The 17,600-nt window shown below is 69.1% G+C and carries 17 protein-coding genes and 2 pseudogenes; 9 read left to right on the plus strand and 10 right to left on the minus strand.

All coding sequences use genetic code 11. The annotated features are described in order from the left end of the window. Positions 1 to 11: 11 nt before the first annotated feature. Together rpe and CSC65_RS02850 are read right to left on the minus strand one after the other, a co-directional pair. Complete coding sequence (gene rpe / locus CSC65_RS02845) at positions 12 to 698, minus strand: ribulose-phosphate 3-epimerase (protein ID WP_162408460.1); 687 nt, start codon at positions 696 to 698, stop codon at positions 12 to 14. 65 nt (positions 699 to 763) lie between these two features. Beyond that, positions 764 to 1,099, minus strand: coding sequence for a J domain-containing protein (locus CSC65_RS02850; protein ID WP_162408461.1), 336 nt, complete (start codon positions 1,097 to 1,099; stop codon positions 764 to 766). A gap of 142 nt (positions 1,100 to 1,241) precedes the next feature. On the opposite strand from CSC65_RS02850, the gene CSC65_RS02855 reads away from it, so the two are divergent. Further along, a complete protein-coding gene (locus tag CSC65_RS02855; protein WP_162408462.1) occupies positions 1,242 to 2,195 on the plus strand; it encodes a phosphoribosylaminoimidazolesuccinocarboxamide synthase in 954 nt (317 codons plus the stop codon). A 141-nt stretch (positions 2,196 to 2,336) separates the two neighbouring features. Beyond that, positions 2,337 to 2,819, plus strand: a complete 483-nt coding sequence (locus CSC65_RS02860; RefSeq protein WP_162408463.1) for an Mpo1 family 2-hydroxy fatty acid dioxygenase — start codon at positions 2,337 to 2,339, stop codon at positions 2,817 to 2,819. 111 nt (positions 2,820 to 2,930) lie between these two features. Here CSC65_RS02860 and CSC65_RS02865 read toward each other — a convergent pair whose 3' ends face one another. Beyond that, positions 2,931 to 3,827 carry an SDR family oxidoreductase gene (locus tag CSC65_RS02865; protein ID WP_162408545.1) on the minus strand — a complete coding sequence of 299 codons (897 nt, stop codon included), beginning with the start codon at positions 3,825 to 3,827 and terminating at the stop codon, positions 2,931 to 2,933. A gap of 234 nt (positions 3,828 to 4,061) precedes the next feature. Here CSC65_RS02865 and CSC65_RS02870 point away from each other — a divergent pair, with 234 nt between their 5' ends. The 6 genes from CSC65_RS02870 to CSC65_RS02895 are packed head-to-tail and all read left to right on the plus strand — an operon-like array spanning position 4,062 to position 10,088. After that, a complete protein-coding gene (locus tag CSC65_RS02870) occupies positions 4,062 to 6,899 on the plus strand; it encodes a monovalent cation/H+ antiporter subunit A (RefSeq protein ID WP_162408464.1) in 2,838 nt (945 codons plus the stop codon). A 22-nt stretch (positions 6,900 to 6,921) separates the two neighbouring features. Continuing rightward, positions 6,922 to 7,380: a Na+/H+ antiporter subunit C gene (locus tag CSC65_RS02875; RefSeq protein ID WP_162408465.1), complete on the plus strand. Its 459-nt coding sequence runs from the start codon at positions 6,922 to 6,924 to the stop codon at positions 7,378 to 7,380. Continuing rightward, on the plus strand, positions 7,377 to 8,942 hold the full coding sequence (locus CSC65_RS02880) for a monovalent cation/H+ antiporter subunit D (RefSeq protein WP_162408466.1): 1,566 nt from the start codon (positions 7,377 to 7,379) through the stop codon (positions 8,940 to 8,942). Before CSC65_RS02875 ends, CSC65_RS02880 begins: the two co-directional genes overlap by 4 nt. Continuing rightward, a complete protein-coding gene (locus tag CSC65_RS02885) occupies positions 8,939 to 9,454 on the plus strand; it encodes a Na+/H+ antiporter subunit E (protein WP_162408467.1) in 516 nt (171 codons plus the stop codon). The genes CSC65_RS02880 and CSC65_RS02885 overlap by 4 nt, the downstream gene beginning before the upstream one ends. Before the next feature lie 38 nt (positions 9,455 to 9,492). Beyond that, positions 9,493 to 9,735, plus strand: a complete 243-nt coding sequence (locus CSC65_RS02890) for a K+/H+ antiporter subunit F (RefSeq protein WP_238390259.1) — start codon at positions 9,493 to 9,495, stop codon at positions 9,733 to 9,735. After that, the gene (locus tag CSC65_RS02895) at positions 9,732 to 10,088 is read left to right on the plus strand and encodes a Na+/H+ antiporter subunit G (RefSeq protein ID WP_162408469.1); all 357 of its coding nucleotides are present in this window, start codon (positions 9,732 to 9,734) and stop codon (positions 10,086 to 10,088) included. Before CSC65_RS02890 ends, CSC65_RS02895 begins: the two co-directional genes overlap by 4 nt. 21 nt (positions 10,089 to 10,109) lie before the next feature. On the opposite strand, the gene CSC65_RS02900 is transcribed toward CSC65_RS02895, so the two are convergent. The 4 genes from CSC65_RS02900 to hppD all read right to left on the minus strand — a co-directional run bounded on the left by CSC65_RS02900 (position 10,110) and on the right by hppD (position 14,361). Beyond that, entirely contained in the window at positions 10,110 to 11,060 is a 951-nt protein-coding gene (locus CSC65_RS02900; protein WP_162408470.1) for a calcium/sodium antiporter, read from the minus strand. 106 nt (positions 11,061 to 11,166) lie between these two features. Beyond that, on the minus strand, positions 11,167 to 11,796 hold the full coding sequence (locus CSC65_RS02905; protein WP_162408471.1) for a hypothetical protein: 630 nt from the start codon (positions 11,794 to 11,796) through the stop codon (positions 11,167 to 11,169). A gap of 173 nt (positions 11,797 to 11,969) precedes the next feature. Beyond that, a complete protein-coding gene (gene hmgA, locus CSC65_RS02910; RefSeq protein ID WP_238390250.1) occupies positions 11,970 to 13,283 on the minus strand; it encodes a homogentisate 1,2-dioxygenase in 1,314 nt (437 codons plus the stop codon). A 31-nt stretch (positions 13,284 to 13,314) separates the two neighbouring features. Then, positions 13,315 to 14,361 carry a 4-hydroxyphenylpyruvate dioxygenase gene (gene hppD, locus CSC65_RS02915; RefSeq protein ID WP_425501300.1) on the minus strand — a complete coding sequence of 349 codons (1,047 nt, stop codon included), beginning with the start codon at positions 14,359 to 14,361 and terminating at the stop codon, positions 13,315 to 13,317. 169 nt (positions 14,362 to 14,530) lie between these two features. Between hppD and CSC65_RS02920 the strand changes: the two genes are divergently transcribed. Then, positions 14,531 to 15,043, plus strand: coding sequence for a MarR family winged helix-turn-helix transcriptional regulator (locus tag CSC65_RS02920; RefSeq protein ID WP_162408473.1), 513 nt, complete (start codon positions 14,531 to 14,533; stop codon positions 15,041 to 15,043). A 114-nt stretch (positions 15,044 to 15,157) separates the two neighbouring features. On the opposite strand, the gene CSC65_RS02925 is transcribed toward CSC65_RS02920, so the two are convergent. From CSC65_RS02925 to CSC65_RS02930, 3 genes and pseudogenes are all read right to left on the minus strand, one after another. Then, a complete protein-coding gene (locus tag CSC65_RS02925) occupies positions 15,158 to 15,778 on the minus strand; it encodes a thioredoxin family protein (protein WP_238390251.1) in 621 nt (206 codons plus the stop codon). A 2-nt stretch (positions 15,779 to 15,780) separates the two neighbouring features. After that, positions 15,781 to 16,221 (minus strand): annotated as a pseudogene (locus tag CSC65_RS16335) (POT-type proton-dependent oligopeptide transporter); the annotation flags it as partial. A 45-nt stretch (positions 16,222 to 16,266) separates the two neighbouring features. Beyond that, positions 16,267 to 17,505: pseudogene (locus CSC65_RS02930) on the minus strand (peptide MFS transporter); the annotation flags it as partial. Positions 17,506 to 17,600: the final 95 nt, after the last annotated feature.

Consider the following 17,600-nt stretch of genomic DNA (forward strand, 5'->3'; position numbering starts at 1 on the left):
GAACCGCCGGATCAGCCGCGCGTGGCGGCCACCGCCGCCTTCATCCGGCCGACCATCCCGGCGTAGTTCTCGCGGGTGCGCGGCGCGGTGAAGATCGCCGAGCCGGCGACGAAGGTGTCGGCACCCGCGGCCGCGATCTCGGCGATGTTGTCGGCCTTGACCCCGCCGTCGATCTCCAGCCGGATCGGCTTGCCGGTCTTGTCGATCATCGCCCGCACCGCGCGCAGCTTGTCCAGCGTCGACGGGATGAACGCCTGCCCGCCGAAGCCCGGGTTGACCGACATCAGCAGGACCAGGTCCAGGTCGTCCAGCACCCAGTCCAGCACTTCGACCGGCGTGGCCGGGTTGAGCACGAGCCCGGCCTGGCAGCCGTGCGACTTGATCAGCTGGACGGTGCGATGCACGTGCCGGCTGGCCTCGGGGTGGAAGCTGATGATCGTCGCCCCGGCTTCGGCAAAGTCGGGGACGATCCGGTCCACCGGCTCGACCATCAGGTGCACGTCGATCGGCGCGGTGACGCCATGCTTGCGCAACGCCTGGCAGACCATCGGGCCGATCGTCAGGTTCGGCACGTAGTGGTTGTCCATCACGTCGAAGTGGACCCAGTCGGCGCCGGCCGCCAGCACATTGTCCACTTCCTCGCCCAGGCGGGCGAAGTCGGCCGAGAGGATCGAGGGGGCGATGACGGTGGGCTGCATGGTCGGCTCGCGGAGTTGCGGAATCTGGCGACGGGAACTCTGACGACGGGAACTAAGGGTCCGCCTCAGCGACGGCGCAACACGCGGATCCGGTCGTAGGCGGCGTTGATCGCACGCGCGCGCTTCTCGGCCTGCTCGCGCAGCTCCGGCGCCGCGCCGGCGACCTTGTCGGGGTGGTACTGCGACATCAGGCGGCGGTAGGCCTGGTCGATCTCCGCGTCGCTGGCGTCGGAGGTGAGGTCCAGTTCGGCGTAGGGATTCTCGCGCGCACGCAGGCGGAACCAGTCGCGGTCGAAGGCATGGCCGATCAGCAGTCCGACCACCGCGCCGAACAGCGGATTGGGGCGGAACAGCAGCGCGCCGGCGATCAGGCCCAGCAGTTTTCCGTACCAGCGGTTCATCCGGTGGGTGTGCCCAGGGCCAATACATGCGGAGCGGCAATTCTACGGCACAGCGAACCCCGCTCGCCGTACACTGTGCGGCCGGTTGTCGCCCGGCGCGGCCGGGACGCCCCAAGCCACTGTGCCCGCCCCGGAGACCGCGTTGTCCACGACCCTGCTCCAGTCCGACCTGCCCGGCCTGCCGCTGCGCCATCGCGGCAAGGTGCGCGACGTCTTCGACCTGCCCCGCGAAGCCATTCCCGAAGCGGCGCTGGCCGCTGCCGGCCAGGATGGCAGCTCGCCCGACGGCTACCTGCTGATGGTCGCCACCGACCGGCTGTCCGCGTTCGACGTGGTCCTGCCCGACCCGATCCCCGGCAAGGGCGAGATGCTGTGCCAGATCTCCAACTTCTGGTTCGGCAAGACCGCGCACCTGATGCCCAACCACCTGACCGGCATCGACGTGGCTTCGGTCCTGCCCGCCGGCGTGGACGCCGGGCTGTACGCCAGGCGCGCAGTGGTCTCGAAGAAGCTCAAGCCCGTGCCGGTGGAGGCGATCGCCCGCGGCTACCTCATCGGCAGCGGCTGGAAGGATTACCAGCGCACCGGCCAGGTCAGCGGTATTGCCCTGCCCGACGGCCTGCGCCAGGCCGAGCAGCTGCCCGAGCCGATCTTCACACCCTCGACCAAGGCCGCCGTCGGCGACCACGACGAGAACATCGACTTCGACGCGATGGTGCGCGTGGTCGGTGGCGAACTGGCCGAGCGCGTGCGCGACGCGACCCTGCGCCTGTACCGCTACGCCGCCGCCTACGCGGCCGAGCGCGGCATCCTGCTGGCCGACACCAAGTTCGAGTTCGGCACCGACGTCGATGGCCGCCTGTACATCATGGACGAGATGCTGACCCCGGATTCCTCGCGCTACTGGCCGGCCGACGAGTACCGGGTCGGCACCAGCCCGCCCAGCTACGACAAGCAGATCGTCCGCGACCACCTGGAGACGCTGGACTGGGACAAGACCCCACCGGGCCCGAAGCTGCCGGCCGAGGTGATCGAGCGCACCCGCGCGCGCTACGCCGAGGCTTTGCAGAAGCTGGCGGGCATCAGCGTCGACTGAGTCCAGGCCCGGGGCCCACCGGGTCCGTTCCCCGCGGCGCCGCGTCCGTGCCGGAAAAGGCGACCGCGCGCCGGCGCCGTGGCATGGATGTCCTCGCGGGGGGCCGGGGGTTATCCTCACCCGAATCCTGGGAGGGAACCGATGAACGCGACAATGCCGATGCGGCCGATCGACCGCTATTTCGCCAGTTACTCCGACGACCATCGCAATGTGCTCAACCAGCGCATCCATGTGGTCGCCGTGCCGGCGATCCTGTGGTCGGTCGTGGCGCTGATCTGGTGCATCCCGACCTTCGGCACGTGGATGAAGACCGGGATCTGGGCCGCGCTGGCGATGTTCTTCGCCTGGATGTTCTATTACCGGATGTCGCGCCCGCTCGGGCTGGGCATGTTGGCGGTGTTCTTCTTCTGCGGCTGCCTGTGCCGCCTGGTCGAGATGCGCTTCGGCCTGGCCGCGCTGCTGTGGTCGGCGGTGACCGTGTTCGTCGTCGCCTGGATCGCCCAGTTCATCGGCCACAAGTTCGAAGGCCGCAAGCCGAGCTTCCTGACCGACCTGGTCTACCTGCTGGTCGGACCGGCCTGGGTGCTGGCCAAGCTGTACCGCGTCCTCGGCTGGAAGTACTGAGGGCGCGCGCCCTTCCGCCGGTGCAGGAGCCGGATCCAGCCGGCGACACGGGTATCGGAATGGCGGGCGTCGCCAGTGCGAAGGCGTCAGGCCGCCGGCTGAAATCGGCCCCTACGAAGGCGGGGCGAACATGTCCGCGGTGGGGTTGAAGCCCCGCGGGGTGTAATCCAGCTCGCGCCGCGCCAGCGCCGCGTCGAATACGAGATCTTCCCGCAGCCGGGCCAATACCGCCGGGCCCGCGTCGTGCACGCCCAGCCGGCGCGCCAGGCGCGCCGCCAAGGCGAACATCGGCCCCGGCAGCAGCAGCAAGCGTGCCCGAGGCTGCGAGGTCGCCAGCACCCGCGCGACCATGTCGCGATAGGCCAGCGTCTCGCCACCTGGCAGGTCGTAGGCGCGCATGCCGTCGTCGATCCGCGCCAGCGCCGCCACGGCCGCGGCCGCCAGGTCGTCGACGTGCACCGGCTGGCGCAGGCCCCGGGCATCCCGGGGCAGCGCGAAGAAGCCGCGGCGACGCGCCAGCGACGCGATGCGGCTCAGGTTGCGATCGCTGCCGGCACCGTAGACCAGCGTCGGGCGCAGCAGCGTGGCGGCCGCGCCACGTGCGATGGCGTTGTCGGCCACCCGCTGTTCGCCCTCGCGCAGGCGCGCGGCGAGGTCGCGTTCGGCCGCATCCGGCGAATCCCCCTTGACGTGCACGCTGGTCGAGCCGAATGCGACCACCCGGGCCTGCCCGGTCGACGCACGCGCGTACCAGTGCGAGAACAGGTCCAGTGGCCCGCAGCTGAGGATCGCGTCGAAGCCCGCGCCGCTGCCGGCTTCGTTCGGCAAGGTGCCGTGCCGCCATTCCACGCCGTGCTGCGAGGGCCTGGTGTCGCGCGACAGCGCCACCACCTGCCAGCCCCGCGCCACCAGCAGCGCCACGACACGCCGGCCGATCTGCCCGCTGGCACCGAACAGCAGCGCGCGCGGCGGCGCGGCGCCGGGTTCGGGAGGGTTGGCTGCGGAGATCATGGGCTACAGGATAGCCACCCGCGTCCTCGCTGGAGGATGGGACGCCAGTCATGGCTCCATCGATCACGGTCCCCGCACGCGCGATATGCCGGCATGCGTGAGCCTCGCGCGCATGCCGCATCGCACGCCGATGCATCTTTTGGATGACGCAACTTCACATTTCCGCGGTTCCGGCGGCGTGGAACCGGCTGTTACACTCCAACCTGTTCCACGCAGATCGATCCTGTTCGGATGATCCCCTTCCTGGAAATCCTGCTCGCCCTGCCGTTCGTGGCGGCCGTGGCGATGGTCTTCATGCGCTCCCGCTCGCGCGGGCAGGTGGCATGGGTGGCCGCGGCCGCGCCATTGCTGGGGCTGCTGGTGCTGGCCTGGGCGACGCCTTCGGTGCTGCAGGGCTGGATCCTGCGCGCCGACCACGACTGGATCCCCCAGATCGGCCTGGATTTCCAGCTGCGCCTGGACGGCCTTGCGTGGATGTTCGCCGGCCTGGTGCTGGCGATCGGCGCGCTGGTGGTGATGTACGCGCACTACTACCTGGCCGAGGAGGACAGTGCGCCGCGCTTCTTCGGCTGCCTGCTGTTCTTCATGGGCTCGATGCTGGGCGTGGTGATCGCCGGCAACCTGCTCCTGCTGCTGGTGTTCTGGGAACTGACCAGCCTCAGCTCGTTCCTGCTGATCGGATTCTGGTACCGGCGCCAGGATGCGCGCGAAGGCGCGCGCATGGCGCTGGCGATCACCGGCGGCGGCGGCCTGGCGCTGCTGGGCGGCGTGCTGCTGATCGGGCGCATCGTCGGCAGCTACGACCTGGACACGGTGCTCGCTTCCGGCGACCTGATCCGCGGCAGCGAACTGTATCCGTGGGTGCTGGGCCTGGTCCTGGCCGGGATATTCACCAAGAGCGCGCAGTTCCCGCTGCATTTCTGGCTGCCGCATGCGATGGCCGCGCCAACCCCGGTCTCGGCCTACCTGCATTCGGCGACGATGGTGAAGGCCGGCGTGTTCCTGCTGGCGCGGCTGCATCCGGCGCTGGCCGGCACCGACCTGTTCTTCTACGTGGTCAGCGGCATCGGCGCGATCACCCTGCTGCTGGGCGCGTGGTACGCGATCTTCCAGCACGACCTCAAGGGCCTGCTCGCGTATTCGACGATCTCGCACCTGGGCCTGATCACCCTGCTGTTCGGCCTGTCCACGCCGATGGCGGTGGTCGCCGGCGTGTTCCACATCATCAACCACGCCACGTTCAAGGCCTCGCTGTTCATGGCCGCGGGCATCATCGACCACGAGACCGGCACCCGCGACATGCGCCGGCTGGGCAACCTGCGCCGCTACATGCCGTGGACCAGCGCGCTGGCGATCACCGCGACGCTGGCGATGGCCGGCATCCCGCTGCTCAACGGCTTCCTGTCCAAGGAGATGTTCTTCACCGAGGCGCTGGACATCGATGGCGACCGCAGCATGGCCATTGCGATCAGCGGGGCCGCGCTGCTGTACGCGGTGTTCGGCGTGGCCTACAGCCTGCGCTTCGTCCACGAGACCTTCTTCGGCGACGGCCCCCACGACCTGGACCGGGTGCCGCACGAGCCTCCGCGCTGGATGAAGATCCCGGTCGAGGTGCTGGTGCTGCTGTGCGTGGCAGTGGGCGTGTTCCCGGCCTGGACCGTGGCGCCGGTGCTGCATGCGGGTGCCTCGGCGATCCTGGGCAACGACATGCCGTCCTACAGCCTGGCCATCTGGCATGGCTTCAATGCCCCGTTGATGATGAGCATGGCCGGCACCGCGGGCGGCATCGCGTTGTACCTGGGGTTGCGCCGGCTGCTGGACCTGCACGCGATCGCGCGCCTGTCGTTCGGCCGCCGCCTGTTCCGCTGGAACATGGACGTGCTGCATGCGCTGGCCGAGCGCTTCACCTCGCGCATCGCCAACGGCAGCCTGCAGCGCAGCCTGGTGTGGCTGGTGCTGGCGGCGCTGGCCGCGGGCGCGGCGCCATTCCTGTCCGGTACGCATGCACCGCTGACGCTGCGCGCACCGCAGCCGATGCCTTTGCTGGGCTGGCTGTTGTGGCTGGTGCTGGTCGCCTGCGCGCTGTACACGGTCCGCACGTACCGGCAAAGGCTGCTGGCGCTGATCGTGCTCGGTGGCGCGGGACTGATGGTCAGCCTGGTGTTCGTGTTCCTGTCCGCACCCGACCTGGCCCTGACCCAGCTGCTGGTGGAAATGGTCAGCCTGGCCCTGCTGCTGCTCGGCCTGCACTACCTGCCACCGCGCTCGCCACCCGAACGCGCGCCACGCCGGCGCGCGCGCGACGTCGCCGTCGCCTTGGCCGCCGGACTGGGTATCGGCCTGCTGTCCTACGCGGTGATGACCCGTCCCCTCGGCGAGCCGGCAAGCCTGGAGATGCTGGCCCGCGCGCTGCCCGAAGCGTACGGCCGCAACGTGGTCAACGTGATCCTGGTCGACTTCCGCGGCTTCGATACCTTCGGCGAGATCACCGTGTTCGGCATCGCCGCGCTGATCGTGCACGCGCTGCTGCGGCGCGCGCGGCTGGCGCCGGAAAAGGTGATGTCGGGCCCGCCGATCAAGCTTCCCGTACCGGCCGACCTGGCCCAGCTGATGTTCCCGCTGACCCTGACCGTGTCGGTGTTCCTGTTCCTGCGCGGGCACAACGCGCCCGGCGGCGGCTTCATCGCCGGCCTGGTCCTGGCGGTGCCGCTGCTGATCCAGTACGTGATCCAGGGCGCGGCGTCGGTCGAATCGCGCTTCGGCTTCGACTACATCCGCTGCATTGGCGTCGGCCTGGTGGTGGCCGGGATCAGCGGCGCGGCCTCGATCCTGTTCGAAGTGGAGTTCCTCACCAGCGGCCACGTGGACCTTGACGTTCCCCTGGTCGGCGAGGTGCCGCTGGCCAGCGCGATCGGTTTTGACACCGGCGTGTACCTGGTGGTGTTCGGCGGGGCGATGCTGATCCTGTCGATGCTGGGCACGATCAAGCCTTCGCGCACGCTCGTGGCGCACCTGGGCGTGATGGAGACGGGCGACCGCTCCACCCGCACCGGGGAGTTGCGCCAATGAGCAAGCCCATGGAGGTGCCCTGATGGAACTGGCGATGGCGAGTGCGATCGGCATCCTCACCGCCGCGGGCGTGTACCTGCTGCTGCGGGCGCGCAGCTTCGACGTGATCCTGGGCCTGACCCTGCTCTCGTACGCGACCAACCTGCTGATCTTCGCCGGCGGCCGGCTGGTGGCCGGCAAGCCACCGGTGCTGCGCGATGGCGTCGCCCCGGATCTGGCCCACTACACCGACCCGTTGCCCCAGGCGCTGGTGCTGACCGCGATCGTGATCGCCTTCGCGATGACCGCGGTGAGTATTGTCATCGCCATCCGCAGCCGCGCCGACAACGACAGCGACCACGTCGACGGCAGCCGCGCCCAGCGCGAGTTCCAGCGCAACGAGTTGCGCAGGCACCAGCAGGCGCGTGGCCAGGCGCCCGATTCCCGCCATGGCGAGGGCGCCGGCACCCGCGACGCCGACGCACAGGACGACGACGCATGAGCCACCTGCCCGTCCTCGCGATCCTGGTCCCGCTGTTCGCCGCGGCCAGCGTGCTGTTCTTCGAGAACCGCCGCTTCGGCGTGCCCGTGCAGCGCATCGTGGCCTGGGCGTCGCTGGCGGCGATGCTCGTCGTGTCGGTGCTGCTGTTGATCGAGGCGTCCAGCGGACGCATCCCGGTGTACCTGGTCGGCGACTGGCCCGCACGGCTGGGCATCGCGCTGATGGTCGACCGGCTGTCGGCACTGATGTTGCTGGTGGGCCAGCTGCTCGCCGCGGCCTGCCTGCTGCACGCCTGCGCCGGATGGGACCGGCGCGCGCCCCACTTCCATGCGTTCTTCCAGTTCCAGCTGATGGGACTCAATGGTGCGTTCCTGACCGGCGACGCCTTCAACCTGTTCGTGTTCTTCGAAGTCCTGCTGATCGCCTCCTACGGGCTGATGCTCAGCGGCGGCCGCGGCGAACGCATGCGCGCGGGCCTGCACTACGTGGCCTTCAACGTCGCCGCCTCGACCCTGTTCCTGATGGCCCTGGGCCTGCTGTACGGCTTGCTGGGTACGCTCAACATGGCCGAAATGGCGGTGCGCGTGGCCCAGGCCCCGCCGGAGGACCTGGTCCTCATCCAGTCCGCGGCAGGATTGCTGCTGGTCGTGTTCTGCGCCAAGGCTGCCCTGCTGCCGCTCTATTTCTGGTTGCCACAGACCTATACCCACGCGCCCGCCGCGGTCGCCGCACTGTTCGCGGTGATGACCAAGGTCGGCCTCTACGCGGTGCTGCGCTTCGGCACGCTGAGTTTCGGTGCGGCCGGTCCACTGGCCGGGTTCGCATGGCCTGCGTTGCTCGTGCTGGGCGGCGCCACGCTGGCGCTGGCCGCGCTGGGCGTGCTGGCGTCGCGTCGGCTGCGCTCGCTGGCCGCCTACCTGGTGCTGGGCTCGGCAGCCACGCTGTTCATCGCGTTCGCGCTGGCCACCTCCGGCACGATCGCCGCCGGCCTCTACTACCTGGTGCACAGCACCTTCGCCGGGGCCGCCCTGTTCCTGCTCGCCGACCTGATCCGCCGGCGTCGCGGCAGCGCCGGTGATCGCAAGGACCTGGTCTCGGCCCTGCCGGGACGCATGGTGCCCGGCGTGCTGTTCCTGTTCGCCGCGGTGTCGCTGGCCGGGCTGCCGCCGCTGTCGGGCTTCCTCGGCAAACTGATGCTGCTCGAAGCGGTGCCCGCCGGCGCCACCACCGCCTGGGTCTGGGCGCTCGTGCTGGGCAGCAGCTTCCTGATGCTGGTGGGCCTGGCGCGCGCGGGCACCCGCCTGTTCTGGCGCGTGGAGCCGTGGCCGGATGCGCCCCCGGAACGGATGGCCGCCTACACACCGCTCGACGCGATGCCCGCGGTGCCGAGCCGGCCACTGGAGACGGCGGCGACGATCCTGCTGCTGGGCTACGGCATCGCCCTGGTGGTGGCGGCCGCGCCGTTGCTGGACTACACCCGCGCCACCGCCGCGCAGCTGCAGTCGCCTGGCGACTACGTGCAGCAGGTGCGCGCGGCCAAGCCGGCGATGAGGCAGCCATGATCACGTCACCCCGCTTCCGCCGATGGCGCCGGCGCTGGCTGCCCTCGTTGCCGCTGGCCACGATGGTGTTCTGCTTCTGGCTGCTGCTGAACGACCAGGTCACCACCGGCCACGTCCTCATGGCGCTGGTGCTGGCGCTGCTGATCCCGCCGTTCGCCGCGCGCCTGGACCGCGAGTTCGCCCGCATCGGCAGCCTGCGTGGCGTGCCGCGGATGTTCGGGATCCTGCTGCTGGACATCGTCCGTTCCAACATCACCGTGGCCCTGCAGGTGCTTGGCCCGGAAGAGAGGATCACCCCGGGTTTCATCTGGGTGCCGCTGGACATCGCCAACATCCACGGGATCGCGGCGCTCACCAGCATCATCACCCTCACCCCCGGCACGGTGTCCGCGGCGCTGTCGGACGATCGCCGTTACCTGCTGGTGCACGTGCTCCACCTGGAGGATGCGGACGAGGTGGTGCGCCAGATCAAGAGCCGCTACGAGGGACCGCTGATGGAGATCTTCCCGTGACCCCGCAGTCGCTGGTGGCCTTCGCCATCGTCGGTTCGATGCACGTGGTCGGCCTGGCCATGCTGCTGGCGCTGTACCGGCTGCTGAAGGGACCCAGCGTGCCGGACCGGATCCTGGCCCTGGACACGTTGTTCGTGGCCGCGATCGCGCAACTGGTGCTGTTCGGCATGCACCTGGGCACGGCGGTCTACTTCGAGGCGGCGCTGGTCATCGCCATGCTCGGCTTCGTCGGCACCGTGGTGATGAGCAAGTACGTGCTGCGCCGGGACATCGTCGAATGAGCTGGCTGTTCGCCATCGTGCTGGTGATGCTTCTGGCGGCCAGCTGCTTCTTCATCCTGGTCGGCTCGCTGAGCCTGGTGAGGCTGTCGGAGTTCTTCAAGCGCCTGCATGGCCCGACCAAGGCCAGCACGCTGGGCGTGGGCTGCGTGCTGCTGGCGTCGGTCGGCTACCACGCGCTCAGCGGCACCGACCCGCAGCCGCGCGAGCTGCTGATCACCGCGTTCCTGTTCATCACCGCGCCGATCAGCGCGCACCTGATGGCCAAGGCCGCGTTGTCCTTGCACATGGCCGAACGGCCGCCGCAGCCGGGTACCGACGAGACGGACGGCGACACCCCGCCGCGTGACGCGTAGGGAGCCGGCCCCCCGGCTCTCCTACAGGAACAGCAGCAGCTCCAGCGCGATCCAGGCCAAGAACACCAGGCACAGGATGCCGCCTTCCTGCTGCGTGATCCGGCGTCCGCTGCGCAGCAGCGGATACACCAGCAGGGTAAGCACCAGCACGGCGGGCAGCTCGAATTTCACGAACGAGGCCGGCAACGCCAGCGGACGGAACACCGCCATGCCACCGACGATCGCCAGCAGGTTGAACAGGCTCGAGCCGATCACGTGGCCGGCGACCATGTCGCCCTGCCCGCGCCGCGCCGCCGCGATCGCCGCGGCGATCTCGGGCAGCGCGGTGCCGATGGCGACCGGCAGCAGGCCGACCATCAGCGGCGACAGGCTCCAGGCTTCGCCCAGGCCCAGGCCACCGGCAACGACCCAGCGCGCGCCGAAATACAGCAGCCCGATGGCGATCGCCAGGCGGACCAGGTTCAGGCCCAGCCCGGGCCGGGTGGTGGCGAAGCCGGTGATCTCCGCGCGCACCTCGTCGGCTTCGCGCTGTCCCCGGCGCAGGAGGAACGCGGTGGTGGCGAAGAAGCCCAGCAGCAGCACCGCGCCTTCGATCCGGCCGACGTAGCCATCGAGGCCGAACACCATCAGCGCGAAGGTGGCTACCGCCAGCAGTACCAGCAGCGGCACCAGCATCCGCGCCCGCAGCAACAGCGGGGCGGCAAGCGCGGCCAGGCCCAGGGTCAGGCCGAGGTTGGTCACGTTGCTGCCTACCGCATTACCCAGCGCCAGGTGCGTCTGGCCCTCCCATACCGCGCGGAGGTTGACCGCGAGCTCGGGAATCGAAGTGCCGAAGGCGACCAGCAGCAGGCCGGCCACGAACGGTCGCAGCCCCAGGTGCTGGGCCAGGCCCGACACGCCCTTGATCACCGAGTCCCCGCCCAGGGCCAGCAGCAGCAGACCCAGCGCGAACAGTCCCAACGCTTCCGCCATCGCCGCATCCTCCCAGGGCCAGCCGTGATTCTATGCCGCGTTCCGTGCCCGCAGTCGTCCTGATACGTCCGACCCGGCTCGGGGCAGGCGCCCGGGCGATCACACGTCAGCCGCAGCGCTCTACGTAGTCCACCTGCGGCGGCAGGCCGATGCGCCACTCCTGCACCCGGCCCTGCGCATCGGCCTCGAACAGCAGCACGGCGTCGCTGCCATCGCGGGTCACGCGCAGGGACTGCGCTCCTTCCACGTACTTGTGCGGGCTGGCGCTGAGGCCGGGGTACAGTGCAGCGACCTCGTCCACGGACATGCCGATGCGGCCGCCACCGGGGGCCGTGGTAGCCGGATCATCGGTATCCACGCGCACGAAGCGGCGACCCTCGATCATGAAAGTGGTGCCCTGGCCCTGCTCCGGTCGCGGCTGCGGGAACAGGTAGTGGCAGGCATCGGGCGACTCCGTCGCGCCTTCCTCCAGGGATCCGCCCAGGGCCCGCTTGAGTGCCTGCGCTTCGGCACCGAAAGGCACCGGTCCGAAACCCGTGAAGTCCGGCGTCGTTGCGGCGGGCGCGATGGCCGGCGGCACCTCCTCGGAGGGCTCGTCCAGGGCGGGATCGGAAGCGGTGGCGCCCTCGGCCGCGGCGTCGCCACTTCCGGTTGCGTTGTCACCGGGCGCCTGTGTGCAGGACGCAAGGACCAGCGCCAGGCTCAACAGGCAGGCATCAAGCATCCTGGACGACATTGCATTCCCCTGTGCATTCGATGCGCGAAGGCTGACAAAGCCCCTGTCAACGGCAGGCGAAGGGACACGCCTCCGGTCCCGCGGGCCGCATGCGCCTACCGGGCCCCTACCCGATCAGCGGATCGGCTTCCGGAACCGGCACGCGTACGGCCCGCCGGAGCGTGCCGGCCCGGTCAGGCCGGCGCGACGAAATTGCGCTTCAGCCCCGCCCAGCAGCGCTGGTAGTCGCGCTGCCGGTGCGACGCCTCATGGGCCTGCGCCGTCGGCCGCAGCACTGCGCGGGTCTCGAACATGAAGGCCATGGTGTCGGCGATCACGTCCGGCCCGGAAAGGTCGGCGTGCGAGGCTTTCTCGAAAGTCGCCGCATCCGGGCCGTGCCCGCTCATGCAGTTGTGCAGGGAGGCACCGCCGGGCATGAAGCCCTCGGCCTTGGCGTCGTAGGCACCCTGCACCAGGCCCATGAACTCGCTGGCCACGTTGCGGTGGAACCACGGTGGACGGAACGTGTGCTGCGCCACCAGCCAGCGCGGCGGGAAGATCGCGAAGTCCACGTTGGCCGTCCCCGGCGTGTCGCTGGGCGCGGTGAGCACGGTGAAGATCGACGGATCGGGATGGTCGAAGCTGATCGAGCCGATGGTGTTGAAGCGGCGCAGGTCGTAGCGGTAAGGCGCGCAGTTGCCGTGCCAGCCGACCACGTCCAGGGGGCTGTGGCCGATGTCCGCGCGCCACAGGTGGCCCTGGAACTTGGCGACCAGTTCGAAGTCGCCTTCGACGTCTTCGTACGCGGCCACCGGGGTCTCGAAGTCGCGCGGGTTGGCCAGGCCGTTGGAACCGATCGGACCCAGGTCGGGCAAGCGCAGCGGCGCGCCGAAATTCTCCAGCACGTACCCGCGCGACGGGCCATCGGGCAGCTCGACCCGGAAACGCACGCCGCGCGGCACCACCGCGACCTGTTGCGGCTCCACGTCCAGCACGCCCAGTTCGGTGGCGATGCGCAGGCGGCCCAGTTGCGGCACCAGCATCAGCTCGCCGTCGGCGTCGTAGAAGAAACGACCGTCCATGTCGCGGTCGGCGGCGTACAGGTGGATCGCCACGCCCTGCTGGGCAGCCGGCGATCCGTTGCCGGCCATCGTGTACAGGCCTTCAAGGAAGTCGTTCGGCGTCGACGGCAGTGGCAGCGGATCCCAGCGCAACTGGTCGGGCGTGACCGGACCATCGCCGAAGTCGTTGTGGAAACGCGGTACGCCGGCGTGCGCGCTGAACGGCGCGAACGTGCCATGCATCGCCGCCGGCCGGATCCGGTACAGCCAGCTGCGCCGGTTCTGCCCGCGCGGCGCGGTGAATGCGCTGGCCGACAGCTGCTCTGCATACAGCCCGTGCGCGACGCGCTGCGGCGAGTTCTGTCCGACCGGCAACGTGCCGGGCACCGCTTCGGTCGCGAACTCGTTGCCGAAGCCGGTCATGTACGCGGAGCGGGGGTTGGCCATGTCTGCCTCGTTGCGGGTCGACGTGTCGCGATCAGAGCACGCCGCGGCGCATCTGGTCGCGTTCGATGCTCTCGAACAGGGCCTGGAAGTTGCCCTCGCCGAAACCCTCGTTGCCCTTGCGCTGGATGATCTCGAAGAAGATCGGACCCACCGCGTTCTGGGTGAAGATCTGCAGAAGCTTGCGCTGCTTGGTCTCGACGTCGGCGTCGATCAGGATCTTGTTCCGGCGCAGGCGTTCCACGTCCTCGCCATTGTCGGGGATGCGCTGGTCGATCACGTCGAAGTAGGTATCGGGCGTATCGAGGAACTCCACGCCGACTTCGCGCATCTTCTCCACCGTCGCGTAGATGTCGTCGGTGAAGCAGGCGATGTGCTGGATGCCCTCGCCCTGGTAAGCGTCCAGGTATTCGTTGATCTGCGACTTGGGGTCGGACGACTCGTTGAGCGGGATGCGGACCATGCCGTCGGGCGCGGTCATCGCCTTGGAAAGCAGGCCGGTCTTGGCGCCCTTGATGTCGAAGTAGCGGATCTCGCGGAAGTTGAACAGCCGCTCGTAGTAGTCGGCCCACTTGGCCATGTTGCCGTGGTACAGGTTGTGGGTCAGGTGGTCGATGAAGGTCAGGCCGAAGCCCGCGGGCATCAGGTCGACGCCCGGCAGGTATTCGTAGTCCGGGTCGTGGATGGTGCCCTTCTCGTCGTAGCGGTCGACGATGTAGAGCATGCAATCGCCGATGCCCTTGATCACCGGCGCGGCGACCGCCTTGCTCAGTTCGTCGCGCGCGTCGAGCGCCTCGGCGCCGTTCCTCAGCGCCTGGGTACGCGCCCAGTCGGCCAGTTTCTTCACCCGGATCGCGAAGCCGCAGGCGCTGGGGCCGTGCTGGGCGGCGAAGCGGCCGGCGAAGGAGTCCGGATCCTCGTTGATCAGGAAGGTACAGTCGCCCTGGCGGTAGGTGCTGATCGGGCGGGTCTTGTGGCGCGCGACCTGGACGAAGCCGAGCCTGCGGAAGTAGTCGTGCAGTTGCTGCGCCTGCCCGGCCGGGGCGGCGAACTCGACGAATTCGAAGCCGTCGATCCCCATCGGGTTGTCGAACTGGCTCGCGGCGACGCCGGCGTTTGGGGTCGATGTGGCGGAGAGGACTTGCGAATGCGCGCTCATGATGGCTTCCTGAACACCCCGTCGGGGAGCGGTCTGATCGAATCCCCTTTTATAGTTACTTCTGCAACCACTAGCAAGGTGCCCTGCCGCAATGTCAGTTCCGAACGCTCCTGAAGCCTCCGGCACCGCGCCTTCCGCGGATGCCGCCCGCCACGCCCAGCTCGAGCTGGAAAACTTCCTGCCCTATCGCCTCAGCGTGCTCTCCAACCGGGTCAGCCAGACCATCGCCGACATCTACCAGAAGCGGTTCGGGCTGGCGATCACCGAATGGCGGGTGATGGCGGTCCTGGGCCGCTTCCCCGACCTGTCCGCCAACGAGGTCGCCGACCGCACCGCGATGGACAAGGTCGCCGTCAGCCGCGCCGTCGCGCGCCTGCTCGAGCGCAGCCTGATCAAACGCGAGATCCACAGCGACGATCGCCGCCGTTCCGTGCTGGCGCTGTCGGAGGTCGGTTACACCGTGTACGACGAGATCGCGCCGATGGCACTGGGCTGCGAGCAGCGGCTGATCGCCACGCTCGACGAGGAGGAACGGGCCATGCTCGACCGGTTGCTGGTCAAGCTCGCCGGCCCGGGCCTGATCGCGTTGCGCGACGGCGGCTGAGCCGCGTAGCCCTCACCCACCGGGCCGCCGAAGGCGGGCGCATTGCCATGCGCCCGCTTCCTCGATGCCACCGGGTTGTCCTTGCCCTCGGTCCGGCGTGACCGGCGGGGAATTTCAGGGCGCTGCCGGCGGCGGCGCCCACTGCTCCCGGAACTCGCGGCTCCGGCGACGATCCGGCTTGCCCTTGCGCAACAGCTCGTGCCCCGACTGCGCGTGCAGCACCTGCGCATCGGCATCGAGCACCAGCAGGTGCGGCGCCGGTGCTTCCGTGCTGCCCGGATAAGCGGCCAGGAACGGCGCGTTCCCCGGCGCGCTGCGGTCGATCTTCACCCAGACGAAGCCCGCGTCGCGCAGGTGCCGCAAGGGCGTCTCGCCTTCGATGCGCTGGTCCAGCGCCGCGCATTCGCCGCAGGCCGCATCGCCCAGTTCCAGCACGATGCGCTTGCTGCCGCGCTTGGCTTCGACCTTGGCCGTTTCCAGGTCGTTGGCGGCGCTGCGGTTGGGATCGAACGACGCGCCGAGTGCCGCGATCGCGGCGATGTCGGCCGCCGCGGGCGTGTTGCCCGAAGCGACCCGCTCGCTGGTGTCGGCCACGACCGGCTTCTGTGGCGTGGTGTCCACCGGCAGCGGCGGTCCCGACGGCGGCGGCGCCTCCTGCCCGCCACAGGCGGACAGGAGCATTGCGACCAGGAGCAGGGGCAGCACCATGACCGGCGGACGACCGCGATCGGCCATCCTCACTTGACCCCGTGCATCAGCTTCTGGATGAGCGGCGCGATCAGGAACAGCAGCAGGCCGCTGCCCATCAGGATCCAGAACCCGATGGTGTAGCCGGCGAAGGCCGATTCCACCGTCATGCCGGTCTCGCCGCTCACATGGCTGGCGAAGATGCCCGACAGGTTGTTGCCGATCGCCGTGGACAGGAACCAGCCGCCCATGCCGAAACCGACCAGGCGCACCGGCGCGAGCTTGGTCACCATCGACAGGCCGATCGGCGACAGGCACAGCTCGCCCACCGACTGGATGACGTAGACCATGAACAGCGTCCAGAACGGGATCTTCAGCGTCTGCGGATCGACCATGCTCGACAGGGCGACCATCAACAGCAGGAACGCGACGCCGTTGAAGATGATGCCGAAGCCGAACTTGCGCGGGATCGACGGATTGAGCGACCCGGCCGTGTTGCCCAGGTCGATCCGGGTCGCCCACAGGCCCAGCACGACGATCAGCGCGGCGATCACGAAGAACGCCCAGCCCGGCATGACGCCCAGCCCGCTCAGGCGGTACATCGCCAGCACCGAGAACACGGTGGCGACGACGCCCACCAGCACGCGCACCAGGCGCATCGCCCCGAGGTTGGGCTCGACCTTGCTCAGCCTGACCCACAGCCAGGCCAGCACCGGCGCCAGCGTGATGATCGCCAGCGAGTTGACCGACTGGAACCAGCCGACCGGGAAGATCCAGCCGCTGAAATCACGGTTGACGATGTTCTGCGCGAGGAAGTTGAACGAGCTGCCGGCCTGCTCGAAGAAACACCAGAACAGGACGTTGAACACGAAGATGATCAGCATGGCGATGGCCATGTCGCGCCTGACCGGGCCGTCGCGGAACCCTTCGCGCAGGATCAGCACGCACAGCGCGACGAACAGCGCGGTCAGGATCCACTGCAGCGCGCCTGCGCCGATCGACAGCAGGAAGTAGATCAGCGGAATGGAGGCGAGCGCGCAGATCGCGGTGACCAGCACCCGGAAACCGCTTTCGGCGCCGGCGATCGGCTCGCCGATGCCCTTGAGCTGGCGGCGACCGAACCAGAACCAGACCAGGCTGATCAGCATGCCGATGCCCGACACCAGGAACACCACCTTGTAGGTGGGCATTTCCGATGTTCCGCCCATGACCCGTTCGGCAAGCAGGCCGGTCAGCCACGGCGCGATCATCGCGCCCAGGTTGATGCCCATGTAGAACAGGGTGAAGCCCGAATCCCGCCGCTCGTCGCCGGTCGAGTAGAGCTTGCCGACCATCGTGGAGATGTTCGGCTTGAACAGGCCGTTGCCGACGATGACGGTGGCCAGGCCCAGCTTGAAGACCTGTTCGTTGGGCAACATGATCATGAACAGGCCGGCGGCCATGATCGCCGCGCCGAGCAGGATCGAGCGCTGGTAGCCAATGATCCGGTCGGCGACATATCCGCCGAACAGCGCGGCCGCGTACACCAGGGCCAGGTACGCGCCGTACAGCTTGCTGGCCGGCGCCTCGCCGGTGCTGTCGCCGCCGTAGAACTGGGCGACGATGTACAGGGCCAGGGCCCAGCGCATGCCGTAGAAGGCGAAGCGCTCCCAGAATTCGGTCATGAACAGCATCCACAGCGGCTTGGGATGGCCGAGGATCTGGCTGAAATCCGGGGGAACGGGCGGCTGCGGCGGCGGGGCTGCGACCTTGGGCTCGACGACGTCGGCGCTCATGGAATTCCTTGCTTACTGAATGGGATACACAGGGGCGTCGCCCCGCGGAGTGGGCCGAGAATCACCGAGGACGGCGCCGGGCGTCAATGCGAACG

Source organism: Pseudoxanthomonas daejeonensis, assembly GCF_010093205.1.
GTDB lineage: Bacteria > Pseudomonadota > Gammaproteobacteria > Xanthomonadales > Xanthomonadaceae > Pseudoxanthomonas > Pseudoxanthomonas daejeonensis.